General features: G+C 69.4%; 15 protein-coding genes. 6 read left to right on the forward strand and 9 right to left on the reverse strand.

From position 1 onward, the window contains the following. Positions 1-12: 12 nt before the first annotated feature. The 4 genes from MOQ72_RS11625 (at position 13) to MOQ72_RS11640 (ending at position 3,606) form a co-directional block, all read left to right on the forward strand. Positions 13-1,068, forward strand: coding sequence for a thiolase family protein (locus tag MOQ72_RS11625; protein WP_242182912.1), 1,056 nt, complete (start codon positions 13-15; stop codon positions 1,066-1,068). After that, positions 1,068-2,228 carry a thiolase family protein gene (locus MOQ72_RS11630; RefSeq protein WP_242182914.1) on the forward strand — a complete coding sequence of 387 codons (1,161 nt, stop codon included), beginning with the start codon at positions 1,068-1,070 and terminating at the stop codon, positions 2,226-2,228. The genes MOQ72_RS11625 and MOQ72_RS11630 overlap by 1 nt, the downstream gene beginning before the upstream one ends. Then, the gene (locus MOQ72_RS11635) at positions 2,225-3,094 is read left to right on the forward strand and encodes a TIGR03619 family F420-dependent LLM class oxidoreductase (RefSeq protein ID WP_242182917.1); all 870 of its coding nucleotides are present in this window, start codon (positions 2,225-2,227) and stop codon (positions 3,092-3,094) included. Before MOQ72_RS11630 ends, MOQ72_RS11635 begins: the two co-directional genes overlap by 4 nt. Before the next feature lie 68 nt (positions 3,095-3,162). Further along, positions 3,163-3,606: a nuclear transport factor 2 family protein gene (locus MOQ72_RS11640; protein ID WP_242182919.1), complete on the forward strand. Its 444-nt coding sequence runs from the start codon at positions 3,163-3,165 to the stop codon at positions 3,604-3,606. Positions 3,607-3,751: 145 nt separating this feature from the next. On the opposite strand, the gene MOQ72_RS11645 is transcribed toward MOQ72_RS11640, so the two are convergent. Then, positions 3,752-4,978, reverse strand: coding sequence for a cytochrome P450 (locus tag MOQ72_RS11645; protein ID WP_242182921.1), 1,227 nt, complete (start codon positions 4,976-4,978; stop codon positions 3,752-3,754). A gap of 207 nt (positions 4,979-5,185) precedes the next feature. On the opposite strand from MOQ72_RS11645, the gene MOQ72_RS11650 reads away from it, so the two are divergent. After that, positions 5,186-6,322 carry a steroid 3-ketoacyl-CoA thiolase gene (locus MOQ72_RS11650; RefSeq protein WP_242182923.1) on the forward strand — a complete coding sequence of 379 codons (1,137 nt, stop codon included), beginning with the start codon at positions 5,186-5,188 and terminating at the stop codon, positions 6,320-6,322. Between the two features lie 7 nt (positions 6,323-6,329). Here MOQ72_RS11650 and hsaB read toward each other — a convergent pair whose 3' ends face one another. From hsaB to MOQ72_RS11690, 8 genes are read right to left on the reverse strand one after another with little or no spacing between them, the layout of a single operon-like run. Beyond that, the gene (hsaB, locus tag MOQ72_RS11655; protein WP_242182925.1) at positions 6,330-6,896 is read right to left on the reverse strand and encodes a 3-hydroxy-9,10-secoandrosta-1,3,5(10)-triene-9,17-dione monooxygenase reductase subunit; all 567 of its coding nucleotides are present in this window, start codon (positions 6,894-6,896) and stop codon (positions 6,330-6,332) included. Continuing rightward, a complete protein-coding gene (gene hsaC / locus MOQ72_RS11660; protein WP_242182927.1) occupies positions 6,893-7,801 on the reverse strand; it encodes an iron-dependent extradiol dioxygenase HsaC in 909 nt (302 codons plus the stop codon). The genes hsaB and hsaC overlap by 4 nt, the downstream gene beginning before the upstream one ends. Before the next feature lie 24 nt (positions 7,802-7,825). Next, positions 7,826-8,686, reverse strand: coding sequence for a 4,5:9,10-diseco-3-hydroxy-5,9,17-trioxoandrosta-1(10),2-diene-4-oate hydrolase (hsaD, locus tag MOQ72_RS11665; protein WP_242182929.1), 861 nt, complete (start codon positions 8,684-8,686; stop codon positions 7,826-7,828). Continuing rightward, positions 8,683-9,855 (reverse strand): 3-hydroxy-9,10-secoandrosta-1,3,5(10)-triene-9,17-dione monooxygenase oxygenase subunit, encoded by a 1,173-nt coding sequence (gene hsaA, locus MOQ72_RS11670; RefSeq protein WP_242182931.1) that lies wholly within the window; start codon positions 9,853-9,855, stop codon positions 8,683-8,685. The genes hsaD and hsaA overlap by 4 nt, the downstream gene beginning before the upstream one ends. 31 nt (positions 9,856-9,886) lie before the next feature. Beyond that, positions 9,887-10,936, reverse strand: coding sequence for a 4-hydroxy-2-oxovalerate aldolase (gene dmpG / locus MOQ72_RS11675; RefSeq protein ID WP_242182934.1), 1,050 nt, complete (start codon positions 10,934-10,936; stop codon positions 9,887-9,889). After that, positions 10,933-11,826, reverse strand: coding sequence for an acetaldehyde dehydrogenase (acetylating) (locus MOQ72_RS11680; protein WP_242182936.1), 894 nt, complete (start codon positions 11,824-11,826; stop codon positions 10,933-10,935). Before MOQ72_RS11680 ends, dmpG begins: the two co-directional genes overlap by 4 nt. Beyond that, entirely contained in the window at positions 11,823-12,944 is a 1,122-nt protein-coding gene (locus MOQ72_RS11685; protein WP_242182937.1) for a 2-keto-4-pentenoate hydratase, read from the reverse strand. Before MOQ72_RS11685 ends, MOQ72_RS11680 begins: the two co-directional genes overlap by 4 nt. Further along, complete coding sequence (locus tag MOQ72_RS11690; RefSeq protein WP_242182939.1) at positions 12,931-14,529, reverse strand: FAD-binding protein; 1,599 nt, start codon at positions 14,527-14,529, stop codon at positions 12,931-12,933. The genes MOQ72_RS11685 and MOQ72_RS11690 overlap by 14 nt, the downstream gene beginning before the upstream one ends. A gap of 134 nt (positions 14,530-14,663) precedes the next feature. On the opposite strand from MOQ72_RS11690, the gene kstD reads away from it, so the two are divergent. After that, positions 14,664-16,340 carry a 3-oxosteroid 1-dehydrogenase gene (gene kstD, locus MOQ72_RS11695; RefSeq protein ID WP_242182941.1) on the forward strand — a complete coding sequence of 559 codons (1,677 nt, stop codon included), beginning with the start codon at positions 14,664-14,666 and terminating at the stop codon, positions 16,338-16,340. Positions 16,341-16,354: the final 14 nt, after the last annotated feature.

A 16,354-nucleotide genomic window follows, 5' to 3' on the forward strand; every position in this document is an offset into this window, starting at 1 on the left:
CGGGAGTCCGTCGTGACAGACGTAGCGGTCGTCGGTTTCGCGCAGGCACCGAACGTGCGCGCCACCCAGGGCACCACCAACGGGGTCGAGATGCTGGTCCCGATCTTCCGGGAGGTGCTGGCCAGCACCGGGTTGACCAAGGAGGACATCGGCTTCTGGTGCTCCGGATCCTCGGATTACCTCGCGGGCCGCGCCTTTTCGTTCATCGCCGCCATCGACGCCATCGGCGCGTTCCCGCCGATCAACGAATCGCACGTGGAGATGGACGCGGCTTGGGCGCTCTACGAGGCGTGGGTGAAGATCCGCACCGGCGAGGTCGACACCGCCCTGGTCTACGGATTCGGGAAATCCTCGGCGGGAGACCTGCGCCGAACGCTCGCCCTGCAACTCGACCCGTACGCGGTCGCGCCGTTGTGGCCGGACTCGGTGAGCATCGCCGGGTTGCAGGCCCGACTCGGATTGGACACCGGGGACTGGACCGAACGCGACATGGCCGCGGTCGCAGCCCGAAGTCGGGCAGCCGCCAGGGCGAATCCCAGCGCGCAGCTGTCCGGATCGGTCGAAGCGGACGAACTGCTCGCCGCGCCCTACATCGCCGATCCGCTGCGGGCGCACGACTGCGCGCCGATCACCGACGGGGCTGCGGTGGTGGTGCTGGCGAGCGCGGGCAGAGCTCGGGAGATACGCGAAAGACCCGCCTGGATCACCGGTTTGGAACACCGAATCGAATCGGGCAGCCTCGGTGCCCGCGACCTGCGCCGGTCGTCGTCGACCACGGCCGCTGCGCAAGCGGCAGGTGTCGACGGCGTCGAACTCGCGGAGCTGCACGCCCCGTTCACCCACCAGGAAATCCTGTTGCGCCAGGCGATCGGACTCGACGACGACGTCGCGATCAACCCTTCTGGCGGTGCGCTGTGCGGCAACCCGATGTTCGCGGCGGGACTGGCGCGCATCGGCGAGGCCGCCACGCGCGTGCTGGACGGGCGGGCCGCGAGAGTGCTGGCGCACGCCACCAGCGGTCCGGCGTTGCAGCAGAACCTGGTCTGCGTGATGGAGGGAAGGTCCTGATGGGCAAGCGGTTGGCGGCGGTCCTCGGGACCGGCCAGACGCACCACACCAGCAAGCGGCTCGACGTCTCGATCGCCGGGCTGTGCCGGGAGGCGGCCGAGCGCGCGTTGGCCGATGCGGGCCTGGACTGGCCGGACATCGACGCGGTCGTGGTCGGCAAGGCACCGGACCTGTTCGAGGGCGTGATGATGCCGGAGCTGCAACTGGCCGATTCCCTCGGGGCGACCGGGAAACCGCTGCTCCGGGTGCACACCGCCGGATCGGTCGGCGGCTCGACCGGCAACGTCGCCGCGACCCTGGTGCAGGGCGGGGTGCACCAGCGGGTGCTCGCGGTGGCGTTCGAGAAGCAGTCCGAGTCGAACGCGATGTGGGCGCTGTCCATCCTGCCGCCGTTCAACATGCCGGTCGGGGCCGGGGCTGGTGGCTACTTCGCCCCGCACGTCCGGTCCTACATCCGCCGCTCCGGTGCACCCGAGCACATCGGTGCCATGGTCGCGGTGAAGGATCGGCGCAACGGCGCCCGAAATCCGTACGCACACCTCAAACAGGCTGGTATAACCCTGGAATCGGTGCTGGCGTCGCAGGTGCTGTGGGATCCGATCCGCTACGACGAGACCTGCCCGTCCTCGGACGGCGCGTGCGCATTGGTCATCGGCGACGAGTCGTCGGTGGCCGGACCTGCCGCGTGGATCCACGCCACCGCGATGCGCACCGAACCGACCACCTTCGCGGGGCGGGACCAGGTGGACCCGCAGGCCGGTCGGGACGCGGCGGCGGCGCTGTGGCGGCAGGCGGGCATCACCGATCCACTGTCCGAAGTGGACGCGGCCGAGATCTACGTGCCGTTCTCCTGGTTCGAGCCGATGTGGCTGGAGAACCTGGGCTTCGCAGCCGTCGGCCAGGGTTGGAAGCTGACGGAGGCCGGGGACACCGCGCTGGACGGGCGGCTGCCGGTGAATCCCTCCGGCGGCGTGCTGTCGTCGAACCCGATCGGCGCGTCCGGGTTGCTGCGGTTCGCCGAGGCGGCGATGCAGGTGACCGGCAAGGCGGGCGAGCACCAGGTGGACGGTGCCCGAACCGCGTTGGGCCACGCTTACGGCGGTGGCTCGCAATACTTCTCCATGTGGGTTGTCGGCGCGCAGAAACCGGGGGAACGATGAAGTTCACGCTGTCCGTCGCGATGAGTCCGTTGGACCAGCTCACCGAACTGGCCCGCACCGCCGAGGAATGCGGGTTCGACGCGATCGCCCTGCCGGACTCGCTGTTCTACTCCGAACACGTCTCGGCGCAGTACCCCTACACGCCGGACGGCTCGCGGATGTGGACCGCGGAAACACCCTGGACCGATCCACTGATCGCCGCGGCGGCGATGGGCGCGGTGACCTCGCACCTGCGCTTCTACACCTCGGTGCTCAAGCTCGGGCCGCGCAACCCGGTGCTGCTGTCGCGGCAGCTGGCTTCGGTGGCGGTGCTCACCGGGGACCGCTTCGGCCTGGGCATCGGGCTCGGCTGGGCGCCGGAGGAGTTCGAGTGGTGCGGCGCGCCGTACGCGAAACGCGGGGCGCGGGTGGACGAGGCGATCGAGGTCCTGCGGCTGATACTCGGCGGCGGAATGGTCGAGTACCACGGCGAGTTCTTCGACTTCGACCGGCTGCAGATGAGCCCCGCGCCGAATCGGCCGGTGCCGATCTACATCGGTGGGCACACCGAGGCCGCGCTGCGGCGAGCCGCGCGGGTCGGCGACGGCTGGGCATCGGCGATGATGGGCTTGGCGGAGCTGCGCACCACCATCGACCGGCTGGCGGAGCTGCGGGCCGCGTACGGGCGCGCGGACGAGCCGTTCGAGATCCAGGGGGTGTGCGTGGACCGGTTCGGCGTCGACGGGTACCGGGAGCAGGCGGACATCGGCGTGACGGACGCGATCGTGGTTCCGTGGCTGTTCGACGGGCACGGCTTCGACGCGGAGCTGACCGCGAAGCAGGACTCCATCGCCAAGTTCGCCGCCGAAGTCATCAACGAACTCTGACGTCCACGTCGTGAGTGCGAAAACCGCTCCAACCGGCTTTCGCACTCACGACTGATCTGGAGGCGGGCATGAGCGAGGGCGTGCACTGGACGGCGAGCCGGGAGCCGCATCCGGCTCGCGATGCGGCGTTGGCGTCGATGGATGCGGTGGTGCGGGGCGCGAAGGACGAGTGGGTGGCCCTGTTCGCGCCGGACGGGGTGGTGGAGGACCCGGTCGGACCGTCGATCTTCGACCCGGAGGGCCGAGGCCACCACGGCCCCGACGGCATAGCGGCGTTCTGGGACCTGGCCATCGCCCAAGCCGAGCGCATCGAGTTCCACATCCACGACTCGTTCGCAGCGGGCCAAGAGGTCGCCAACGTCGGCCGGATCACCACGTTCCTCCCCGACGGCAACGCCATGGACGCCGAAGGCGTCTTCGTCTACCACGTGAACGAGTCGGGCCAGATCCGCTCGATGCGCGCCTTCTGGGAGTTCGACCGAGCCATCGCCACCCTCCGCCCCACCGAGTGATTCTTCCGAGGTGAGGGGCACCCTTTACCAAGTAAGTTGGTAAAGGGTGCCCCTCACCCATCACCCGTTCGCGGGTTTTGGACTTGGGTGAGGGGCACCTGTGACCCAGTTACTCGGTCACGGGTGCCCCTCACCCATCAGCTGATCAGGCGTACTGGACCTGGACTTCTTTGATGCCGTTGAGCCAGCCCGAGCGCAATCGCCGGGGCTCGCCGACTCGTTTGATGTCCGGCATGTGGTTGGCGATCGCGTTGAAGATCAGGTCGATCTCCAGTCTGGCCAGGTTCGCGCCCAGGCAGTAGTGCGCGCCGGTACCGCCGAAACCGACGTGCGGGTTGGGGTCTCGGGTGATGTCGAATCGCTCCGGCGCGTCGAAGACCTCCGGGTCGAAGTTCGCCGAGCTGTAGAACATGCCGACCCGTTGGCCCCGCTTGATATCAACCCCGCCGATCGCGGTGTCGGCCGTTGCGGTGCGCTGGAACGACACCACCGGGGTCGACCACCGGACGATCTCGTCGGCCGTGGTCGCCGGGCGCTGCTGCTTGTAGAGCTCCCACTGCCGCGGGTGGTCCATGAAGGCCAGCATCCCGTGCGTGATGGCGTTGCGGGTCGTCTCGTTGCCCGCCACCGCCAGCAGGATCACGAAGAAGCCGAATTCGTCCGAAGTCAGCGCGTTGCCGTCGATGTCGGCATGCACCAGCTTGCTCACGATGTCGTCCATCGGGCAGCCGCGGCGCTGCTCGGCCATGTTCGTGAAGTAGCCGAGCATCTCGGCTGCGGCGGCCTCGGGTTGGATGTCGTACTCCGGGTCGTCGTAGCCGACCATCTGGTTCGACCACTCGAAGATCTCCTTGCGGTGCTCCTGCGGCAACCCCAGCAGCTCCGCTATCGCCTGCAATGGCAGCTCGCAGGCCACATCGGTGACGAAGTCGCCGCTGCCCCGAGAACGCGCGTCAGTGGCGATCTGCTGCGCCCGGTCCCGCAGCGCCTGCTGGAGGCTGTTGATGGCGCGCGGGGTGAAGCCCCGTTGCACGATCTTGCGCAGCTTGGTGTGCTGCGGCGGATCGATGTTGAGCATGATGAAGCGCTGCAGCTCGATCTGCTCGCGGGTCATGCTCTCGTTGAACCGGATGATCGCGGTGTTCTCCCAACTGGAGAACACGTCGCTGCGCCGGGAGATCTCCTTGACGTCGGCGTGCCTGCTGATCACCCAGAACCCGTCGTCGTCGAAGCCGCCGCACCGATCGGGCTGCCGGTTCCACCAGACCGGCGCGGTGCGGCGCAGCTCGGCGAACTCGGCCAGCGGTAGCCGTTCGGCGAGCAGGTCGGGATCGGTGAAGTCGAAGCCCTCCGGAATGCGCGGTGCGACCACGGCTACCTCCTACAGCAACGGTTTCCGATCAATAATTGAAACGAGTTCTACGAAATAGAACCACACTTTCAAGATTCAGTAAACCCCTGTAACTCCTGTTGAATCGAGCAAGTAGCAGCCGTTTTGATCAACCCGACTGCCAGCCCTTGTCGAACAAGAGAAACGTGTTCTACTTTGATCTGACCGGAGGTTCGAGAGGAGGCCGAGGTGGGCGATCCAGTGATCGTGGCGGCAGTCCGCACCCCGATCGGCAAGCGCGGCGGTCGGCTGTCGGGGCTGCACGCCGCCGAGATCCTCGGCGCGGCGCAACGCGGTCTGCTCGACCGCGCGGGCATCGACGCAGCCGAAGCCGACCAGGTGATCGGCGGCTGCGTGACGCAGGCCGGGGAGCAGTCGAACAACATCACCCGCACCGCCTGGCTGCACGCCGGGTTACCGCACCAGGTCGGTTGCACCACAGTGGACGCTCAGTGCGGTTCGGCGCAGCAGGCCACGCACCTCATCGCGGGGCTGATCGCCGCGGATGCGGTGCGGGTCGGGATCTCCTGCGGTGTCGAGGCGATGAGCCGGGTACCGCTGCGCAGCAACCTCGGCACCGATGTCGGCATGCCACGACCGGACTCCTGGGACATCGATCTGCCGAACCAGTACGAAGCCGCCGACCGCATCGCCGCGCGCCGCGGACTGAGTCGCGAAGACCTCGACGCCTTCGGCCTGCGCTCCCAGGACCGCGCGCAGGCCGCTTGGCGAGCAGGCCGTTTCGACAGGGAGATCGTCCCGGTGCACGTCTCCGATGCCGAGCCGGTAAGCCGCGACGAAGGGCTGCGTGACACCAGCATGCGGGCGTTGGGCGGCCTCAAACCCGTGCTGCAGGCCGGAATGCACACGGCGGGGACGTCGTCGCAGATCTCCGACGGTGCGGCTGCCGTGCTGCTGGCCGACGCCGACCGCGCTGCGGAACTCGGACTGCGCCCGCGCGCCCGAATCGTCGCGCAGTGCCTGGTGGGCGGCGAGCCGTACTACCACCTCGACGGCCCGGTGCAGGCCACGCAGCGCGTGCTGGAGCTCAGCGGGATGAAGCTCGGGGACATCGACCTGTTCGAGGTCAACGAGGCGTTCGCCTCGATCGTGCTGTCCTGGGCGTCGGTGCACGAACCGGACCTCGACCGGGTCAACGTCAACGGCGGAGCGATAGCGCTGGGCCACCCCGTCGGCAGCACCGGCGCCCGGCTGATCACTACTGCCCTGCACGAACTGGAGCGCCGCGACGCCACGACCGCATTGGTCACGATGTGCGCCGGAGGCGCGCTGGCCACCGCCACGATCATCGAACGGGTCCGCTGAACGCGGGTTATATCCAGTCGTCGGGGTGGGCGGCGGTTAGGAATGCGTCGAGGTCTGTTGGTGGGGGTTGGGGTGCAGCGGTTATTCCGGTGTAGGCGCCTCGGTAGAACAGGAGTGGTTCGTCGTTGGTGGGGTTGCCGAGGGCTTCGACGTGACCTATGACGACGTAGTGGTCGCCCGCCTCGTGCACCGCTTCGATTCGGCAGTCGAGCCAGGTCAGGGCGCCGTCCAGGATCGGGGCTCCGGACGGGGCGGGGTGCCAGCTCAGACCGGCGAACTTGTCGTCGCCGCTGCGGCCGAACACGGTGCTGATGGGTTGCTGCGCTCGCGCGAGCACGTTCACGCAGAACTGCCCGGCGCGGTCCAGGACCGGCCAGGCGCGGGAAGTGCGCGACGGGCAGAACAGCACCAGCGGCGGATCCAGCGACAACGCCGCGAACGACTGGCACGCGAAGCCCACCGGCCGTTGCCCGTCCAGACCGGCCACCACCGTCACCCCGGTGCAGAAGTGCCCCAACACCCGGCGGAACGACGCCGGTTCCACGGCTTCGCGCTGCACATCGGTGCCGCTCATGACTGCTGGCGGGCGCCGACGCTGAAGTCGTGGCCCCACAGGCTCACCGCGGTGCTCTCGCGGGCGATCCAGTCCTGATCGTCGACCTGCCTGCCCTCGCAGCCGAACTCCACGTCGAAGCCGCCCGGCGACTTCATGTAGAACGACAGCATCAGGTCGTTGACGTGCCGACCGAGCGTCGCCGACATCGGCACCTTCCGGCGCTGCGCCCGGTCCAACGCCAGGCCGACGTCGTCGACATCGGCTACCTCGACCATCAGGTGCACGATCCCGCTGGGCGTCGGCATCGGCAGGAACGCCAGGCTGTGGTGGCGCGGGTTGCAACCGAAGAACCGCAGCCAGGCCGGTTCCGCGTCCGCCGGACGACCGACCAATTCCGGGGCCAGCCGCATCGAGTCCCTCAGCCGGAACCCCAGCACGTCCCGGTAGAACCGCAGCGCCGCCGCGTCGTCGTGGGTGGACAGCACGACATGGCCGAGGCCCTGCTCTTCGGTGACGAACCGGTGGCCGTAAGGGCTCACCACGCGCCGGTGCTGCAACGCCACCCCCTGGAAGACCTCGAGCCCGTTGCCGGACGGGTCGGTGAACCGGATCAGCCCGTTGACCCGCCGGTCGGCCAGTTCGTCGGCCGTGCCGTCCTTGTACGGCACGCCAGCCGCGTCCAACCGGCCCTTGACCTCGTCGAGTTCCCCGGCGTTGGCGACCTCCCAGCCCGAGGCGTCCAGCCGGTCCTGTTCACCGGGTAGGACCACCAGCCGTGCCGGGAAATCGTCCATCCGCAGGTACAGCGCGTTCGGGTCGGGGCCGGTTCCTTCCAGCATGCCCAGCACCTTCAGCCCGAACACCCGCCACGCCTCGATATCGGTGGCCTCGATGCGCAAGTAGCCGAGCGAACGAATACCCACGGCATCCTCCCTCCCGTCGAAAGCTCAGTCGAGCAGGAAATCTCTTGCGATGCGGTTGAATTCGGTGAACTTCTCCAGCTGCGCCCAGTGCCCGCACCGGCCGAACACGTGCAGCTGCGCACGCGGGATCAGCTTCAGCGCGATCAGTGCCCCGTCCAGCGGGTTCACCCGGTCCTCGCGCCCCCAGATCAGCAGGACGCGCTGGCGCAGGCGGTACGCCTCCCGCCACAACATGCCTTCCTCGAAGGTGTCCGGCTGCATGAACGACGCACCCATCGCCCGCATCGCCGCCAGCGACTCGGGCGCGGCCGCAGCGGCATAACGCTCCTCGATCAGCTCGTCGGTGATCAGCGACTGGTCGTAGACCATCGTCCGGAGGAAGTCGGCGAGCTTTTCCCTGCTGGGTCCCGGAGGTGCGCCGAAGGCGCTGAGCTTGCGCACCCCTTCGGTGGGATCGGGCGCGAAGACGTTCAGGCTCAGGCCACCGGGTCCCATCAGCACCAGCCGTCCAGCGCGGTCGGGGTGGTTCAGCGCGAACCGCACCGCTGTTCCGCCACCCAGCGAGTTGCCCAGCAGATCCACCCGTGCGATGCCGAGTTCGTCGAGCAGGTCCCGCAGTGCGGTGGCGCTGTGGGTGAAGTACTGGCCGTGCTCGGTCGGCTTGTCGGAGCGGCCGAAGCCGGGCTGGTCCACCGCGAGGGTGTGGAAGTCTTCGGCGAAAACCCCGATGTTCCGGGCGAAGTTGCTCCACGACGAAGCACCGGGGCCGCCGCCGTGCAGCATGACCACCGTGGACTTCTCCGCATCGCCCGCTTCGTGGTAGTGCAAGGTCAGCCCGGATCGCAGCTTGGCGGTCCGGCTCGTCGTGTCGAAATCGACCGTCATACCATCGAATCCTTCACTGGGATGCCGAATTCACCCGAGCCGAACATGGTGTAGGCCCGTTCCTGGTCGTTGGCCGCGTGCACCCGGCCCGCGTGCGCGTCGCGCCAGAACCGCTGGATCGGCGTGCCCGACCACAACGCGCGTCCGCCGGAGTTCTCGAAGAGCCCGTCGATCGCCGAGATCGCCCGCGCGGTGCCGCGCACTTGGTCGCGACGCGCGCGCAGCCGCAACGACATCGGAACCTGCTCACCCGCGCTCACCAGCGCGAATTCCTCGGCGAGGTTGTTGGTCAACTGCAGCCAGGCGGCGTCGATCTCGCTGGCGGCCTCCGCGATCCGCACCTTGGCGAACGGGTCCTCCTTGGCCTTCTCCCCCGCGTACGCCGCCCGCACCCGCTTGCCCTGGTGCGCCACGTGCGCGTCGTAGGCGCCCTGCGCCATGCCGATGATCGGCGCCGTGATCGTCGAGGGATGCACTGTGCCCCAAGGCAGTTTGTACAGCGGCGCGGTGTTCACCTGGTGGCCGGGGCACTGGGTCTTGGACATCGCCATGAAGCTCAGCACCCGGTGCTGCGGGACGAACACGTCGTCCACCACGATGTCGTTGCTGCCGGTGCCGCGCAGGCCGACGGTGTCCCACACGTCCTCGATGCGGTAGTCGCCGAGCGGCAGGAGGTACGTGCAGAAGTCGACCGGCTTGCCATCGCTGCCCAGCGCCGGGCCGCCGACGAACACCCACGACGCGTGGTCGCAGCCGGAGGAGAAGCTCCACCGACCGCTGAGGCGATAGCCACCATCGACGATGGTCGCCTTGCCGGTCGGCGCGTAGGAGGACGACACCCGCGTTGCCGGATCGCTGCCCCACACGTCGTCCTGGGCCTGCTCCGGCAACAGCGCCAGGTGCCACGGGTGCACGCCGAGGATCGAAGCCACCCAGCCGGTCGAGCCGCACGCGCTCCCCAGCAGTTTGACCGCTGTGTAGAAGTCCAGCGGATCCGCCTCATAACCGCCGTAGCGTTCCGGTTGCAGCATCGCGAAGAACCCGATGTCCTGCAGCGCTCCGATGGTCTCATCCGGGATCTTCCGGGCATCCTCGGCTTTCTGCGCGCGATCGCGCAGGACCGGCAGGAGTTCCCGCACCCGTTCCACGACTGCTCGACTGTCCTTCATCGGCCGCTCCTGTTTCCCGAGTTCCCACAGGCTAGAACCTGTTCTCATGCTGGCGTTGCAGCTCCAGTGCGATGTCGATGAGCTGGTCCTCCTGGCCGCCGACGAGCTTGCGCTGCCCCGCGCGCACCAGCAGCTCCGCCTCGCTGACGCCGTAGCGCTCGGCCTGCCGGGTGGCGTGCTTGAGGAAGCTGGAGTACACCCCGGCGTAGCCCATCATCAGCGCCGAGCGGTCCAGCAGGCATTCTTCGGGCATCGCCGGGCGCACCACGTCTTCGGCGGCGTCCGCGACGGCGAAGAAGTCGACTCCGGTGCGGATGCCGAGCTTGTCGCACACCGCGACGAACGCTTCGACCGGCGTGTTCCCGGCTCCGGCGCCGAAACGCCGCGCGCTGCCGTCGATCTGCACCGCACCGGCGCGGGCCGCGGCGATCGAGTTCGCCACTGCGACGCCGAGGTTTTCGTGACCGTGGAACCCGATCTGGGCCTCGCCGCCGACTTCCGCGACCAGTGCGGACACCCGCTCGGCGACCTGTTCGAGCACCAGCGCACCAGCCGAGTCGACGACGTATACGCACTGGCATCCCGCGTCCACCATGATTCTCGCCTGCTCGGCCAGCGATTCCGGTGGCTGGGAATGCGCCATCATCAGGAATCCGACGGTTTCCAGGCCCAGCTCGCGCGCCAGGCCGAAGTGCTGCACCGACACGTCCGCTTCGGTGCAGTGCGTGGCGATGCGGCAGACCGAAGCACCGTTGTCGCGGGCGATGACGATGTCGTCGGTGACGCCCACTCCCGGCAGCATGAGCACCGCGATCTTGGCGTGCCGCGCGGTTTCGGCCGCGATGGTGATGAGCTCCTGCTCCGGAGTGCGGGAGAACCCGTAGTTGAACGACGATCCGCCCAGCCCGTCGCCGTGCGTCACCTCGATGACCGGTACACCCGCACCATCCAGGGCCGCGACGATGTCGCGCACTTCGGTCGCGGTGAACTGGTGCCGCTTGTGGTGCGATCCATCGCGCAGCGAACTGTCGGTGATCCGCACGTCGAGCGCGTCGGAGTAGGTGTTCGGCAGGCCGGTCACCGCACTGCCTCCTTGATCGTCAGCTCCTCGGCCACCCGCACCGCGGCCGCGGTCATGATGTCCAGATTTCCGGAGTACGGCGGCAAGAAGTCCCCGGCACCCTCGACCTCGACGAAGATCGCCACCCGAGCCATGCCGCCGGTGCTCGCCGACGGCGGGTCGAACTGCGGCTCGACCAGCAGGCGGTAGCCGGGCACGTACTCGGCGATTTCGGCCGCCATCTTGGTGATCGACGTGCCGATCGCGTCGGTGTCAGCCTCGGCCGGGATGGCGCAGAAGATCGTGTCGCGCATGATCACCGGTGGATCGGCCGGGTTGAGCACGATGATCGCCTTGCCGCGTTTCGCCCCGCCGAGCACCTCGATGCCGGTGCCGGTGGTGCGGGTGAACTCGTCGATGTTGGCGCGGGTGCCCGGCCCGGCCGACACCGAGGCCACCGACGCGACGATCTCGGCGTAGTCGACCGGAACCACTCGCGACACCGCGTGCACCATCGGGATGGTGGCCTGGCCGCCGCAGGTGATCAGGTTCAGGTTCGGCGCGTCGAGGTGCTGGTCCAGGTTCACCGGCGGCACCACGTAGGGGCCGACGGCGGCCGGGGTGAGGTCGATGGCGCGGATGCCCGCCTCGGCGTAGCGGGGCGCGTTCGCCCGGTGCACCTTCGCCGAGGTCGCCTCGAAAACCACGTCGGGGCGGTGGTTTTCGAGCAGCCAGTCAACCCCGTCCGCGCTCGCCGCCACGCCGAGTTCGGCCGCCCGGCGCAGCCCCGCGCTGTCCGGGTCGATGCCGACCATCCACCGGGGTTCCAGCCGCGCGGACCGGCTCAGCTTGTGGAGCAGGTCGGTCCCGATGTTGCCAGACCCGACGATCGCCGCGGTCGCCTTGCTCATCCCGCCTCCTTTCCACAGGTCAGGTGTCGTGGGGGGGGAAAAACGGGGGGGCCCCGGTTTTGGCAACCCCCCCCCCCCCCCCCCCCCCCCCGCCCCCACCCCCCCCCCCCCCCCCCCCCCCCCCCCCCCCCCCCCCGGGGGGGGGGGGCCCCCCCCGCCGGGGCGGGGGGGGGCCGCCGGGGGGGGGGGCCCCCGCCCCCCCCCCCCCCCCCCCCCCCGCGTGTCCCCCCCCCCCCCCCCCCCGCGGGGGGCGCCCCGCCCCCCCCCCCCCCCCCCCCCGTTGGGGGGGGGGGCCCCCCCCCCCCCGGGCCCCCCCCCCCCCCCCCCCCCCACGACCCGAACGACACCGCCACGGAGCCCAATTCGACTCCCTCGCATCCGAAATCGGCCCAGAACTCGTCGCCCGGCGCCACGTCGATGGCACGGGTGCACGAGCCGGGCAGCACGACGTTGCCGGCTCGCAGCCGGACGTCGAAGGCGGCCACCTTGCGGGCCAGCCAGGCGACGGCGGTGGCCGGGTTGCCCAGCACCGCGTCGGATCGGCCGTGCTCGATGGGCTCGCCGTTGCGCCACAGCACCGCGTCGATCCGGCGCGGGTCCACGGAGTTCGGGTCGATGCGTGCCGAGCCGAGTGCGAAACCGGCCGACGATGCGTTGTCCGCGATGGTGTCCACCAGGCTGATCCGCCAGTCCGCGATGCGGCTGTCGATCAGCTCGATCGCCGGGACCAGGGCCTCCGTCGCGGCCAGCACGTCTGATTCGCTGCACTCCGCGGGCAGGTCCGTCCCGAGCAGAAACCCGATCTCGACCTCCACGCGCGGCACGCAGTACCGCTGCGGATCGACCGACTTGCCCTCGGGCAGTCGCATGCTCGCCAGCAGATGTCCGTAATCGGGCTCGGAAACACCCATCATCTGCTGCATGACCGGCGAGGTCAGCCCGACCTTGTGCCCCACCACCGGCTCGTCGCGCCGCCGCACGTTCAGCAGTTGGACCGCGTACGCGTCGACCGCGTCGAGCTGCGGAGTCGTCTCCACCAGCGGCGGGATGGGCGTGCGATCGCGTTCGGCGTCCCAGAGCCGCCGCGCCACCTCGGCGCGTGCGTCAGGCGTCAGCATCCGTCAACTCCTTCGCCGAGTTGAGCCCGGCCCGGCGGCCGGAGAACACGCAGTCGGCCAACGACAGTCCGCTGATGTAGGAGTTCGAGCACACCCCGACCGCTGAGCGCCCGGCAGCGAACAGACCGGGTACCGTGCCGCCCTGTTCATCGCGCACCTGCCCGGTGTCCTCGTCAACGAGCAGCCCGCCGAGGGGCAGCATCGGGCACGGGTAGGCCAGTCGAGGCCGGATCGAAACGTCCAGCAGCGCGAACGGCGGCTGGTCCAGAGGCTGCACGAATTCCGCTGGTTTTCCGGCAGGGTCGGGTTTTCCGTTGCGAGCGGCCTCATTATGACTGTCCACGGTGTCCTTGAGACCACCCGCATCGACACCCGCCTTGGCGGCCACCGCATCCAGCGTGCCGCCGGACGCGGCGGTGGCGAGCAGGTAATGCGCCTGCAATCGCTGGAACCAGACCGTCTCGCTGCTCAGCTGCTGTTTGGCCTTCCGCCGCAACCGCTGGTCGATCAGCAACCAGCCGCGCCCGTGGTGCTCCTCGATGAGCGCATGCCCGTGCGCGGCGCCATAGCGGGACTCGTCACCGATCCGCCGTCCGTGCTGGTCGACGAGCAGGCCGCCGAGCATCGCGCTGGGTGGGCTGATGAACCGCCACGCGGAAACCCGGTCCATCTTGCCGAGCGCACCACCGGCGCCCTGCCCCAACCTGATCCCGCTGCCATCATCGCCGTGGGTGCCCAACGGCAGACCGCCCCGGTAGGCGGGGGCGAACTGGCGCATCATCTCCCGGTTCGCCACGAAGCCGCCCGCAGCGAGGACCACTGCCCGATCCGCGTGGATCCGCACCGGTTCGGCGTACCGCTGCTCCAGTTCCTCGGCCCCGCGGTGCAGCAGCCGCGCCAGTTTCGGCGCGTACATCCCAGGTTTCGCCGCGACGCGGCTCAACAGCGAGTGCGCCCGCCCAGCAGTCCCGGCAAGCCGCTCGCAGTCGACGGCGCAGACCCGTCCGTCGGCGTCGAGGACCAGCTCCCGCGCCCGAGTTCGGGTGAGCACCTGGACCCCGGACCTGTGCACCGCCTGGGCGAGCGCCGAGAACAGCACCTTCCCCGACGTACCACGGCCTTTGGTGCGGTGACCGCGCGGCGCGGGCGGCGCGATGTCGCGGAACCCGCCGGCCGCTTCACTGCCCGAGTAGTAGAGGTAGTGGCGGTTGCTCGGATAGGACGTCTTGTACGGGCAGAGGCTGCCTTCGAACGGCACCCCCTGCTGCTCAAGCCAGCTGATCAGGTCGGTGCTCGACTCGCAGAACCGGCGGAGGGTGTCCGCGCGGACCGCGTCGCCGACTTCCTGGTGCAGGTAGGCGTACATCGCCTCCGGCGTGTCCGACACCCCAGCCGCCTGCTGCTGCCGGGTTCCGCCTCCGGCGTACACCACACCGCCGGACAGCGCGCTCGCGCCGCCTCCGCCGAACCGGTCGAGCACCACGACCCGAGCACCAGCGCGCGCCGCTTCGAGGGCCGCGCAGGACCCGGCCACGCCGAAGCCGACGACCACCACATCGGCGTGCAACGCGCTGCGCTGGACCATCGCACCCCTCGCTAGTTTGAAACACGTTCCTTCATGGTGGATCGTGCAACAACTGCCTGTTTCCTGGCTACACCATAGCGCCACTGGCATCAAAATCTATAACATGTTTCAGTGTAGTTCGCGAGGGAGGTGCGATGCCGGGGACAACACCTGACAGCCGCTCGGAATTCGACGTCGTCGTGGTCGGCAGCGGCGCCGCCGGGATGACGGCCGCGCTGACCGCGGCCCAGCACGGCCTCGATGCGGTGGTCGTGGAGAAAGCAGCCCGGTTCGGCGGTTCCACGGCCCGCTCCGGCGGCGGCGTGTGGATACCGAACAACCACGTGCTGGCCGAAGCGGGCATCGTCGACAGCCCGGAGGCAGCCCGCACCTACCTCGCCCACATCGTTGGCGACGCGGTGAGTCCCGAACGGCAACAAGCCTTCCTGGAAGCCGGTCCGCAGATGCTCGCCGAGGTGCTGCCGAGCACGCCGCTGCGGATGCGCTGGGTGACCGACTACGCGGACTACTACCCGGAAGCTCCGGGCGGCCGAGTGCGCGGACGGTCCATCGAGGCCGCGCCGCTGGACGGCCGGATCCTCGGCGACCTGCTCGCCGACCTCGAACCCAACTACGGCAGAGCAGCTGCGAACCTGGTGATCACGCAGGCCGACTTCCGCTGGCTGAACCTGCTCGCCCGCCACCCGCGCGGCCTGCTCCGCGCGTTGCGCGTCGGGCTGCGCTGCCTGTTGGCCCGAGCCCGCGGCCAGCACCTGCTGGCGCTCGGCCAAGCGCTGGCCGCAGGACTTCGGGCCGGGCTGCGCGACGCCGGAGTGCCGGTGTGGTTGAACACCCCGCTGGTCGATCTGCGGCAGGACGGCGACCGGGTCACCGGTGTCGTCATCGAGCTGGACGGCGAGCACCGGACCCTGCTGGGGCGGCGCGGAATCGTACTGGCCGCAGGGGGTTTCGAGCACAACGAGCCGCTGCGCAAGCAGCACCAGCGCGAGCCCATCGGTACCCAGTGGACCGTCGGGGCCAAGGGCAACACCGGCGACGCGATCATCGCCGCACAGCGGCGCGGGGCAGCGGTCGAGTTGATGGACGACGCCTGGTGGGGTCCGTCGATCCCACTGCCGGGCGGGCCGTGGTTCTGCCTCGCCGAACGGACCCTGCCCGGCTGCATCCTGATCAACGGCGAGGGCCGCCGATTCGTCAACGAGGCCGCGCCGTACGTCGACGCGGTGCACGCCATGTACGGGCCCGGCGACGGCCCCGCGCGGAACGTGCCGACCTGGCTGATCGCCGACCAGCGCTATCGCAACCGCTACATGTTCGCCGGTTTGGGGCCGCGGCAACCGTTCCCCGGCCGCTGGTACAAATCCGGTGCCATCCAGCGGGCGAACACCGTCGAAGCGCTGGCCGAACGAATCGAAGTGCCAGGCGATGCCCTGCGCGCCACGATCGATCGGTTCAACGCCTTCGCGCGGCGTGGTGTGGACGACGACTTCCAGCGCGGTGCGTCCGGATACGACCACTACTACGGCGATCCGCGCAACAAGCCGAACCCGAGCCTGGGCGCGCTGGAGGTCGCACCGTTCTACGCGGTGAAGATCGTGCCGGGCGACCTGGGCACCAAGGGCGGACTGCGCACCGACGCGCACGCCCGGGTGCTGCGCGCGGACGGCACGCCCATCGAAGGGCTGTACGCGGCGGGCAACACCAGCGCCGCCGTGATGGGCCACACCTACGCCGGACCGGGCGCGACCCTCGGTCCCGCGATGACTTTCGGATATCTCGCCGCGCGGCACCTGGCGACTGACGCGGAATGAGCGAAAGGGACGAG

The organism is Saccharopolyspora soli, assembly GCF_022678645.1.
GTDB classification, from domain to species: Bacteria; Actinomycetota; Actinomycetes; order Mycobacteriales; family Pseudonocardiaceae; genus Saccharopolyspora; species Saccharopolyspora soli.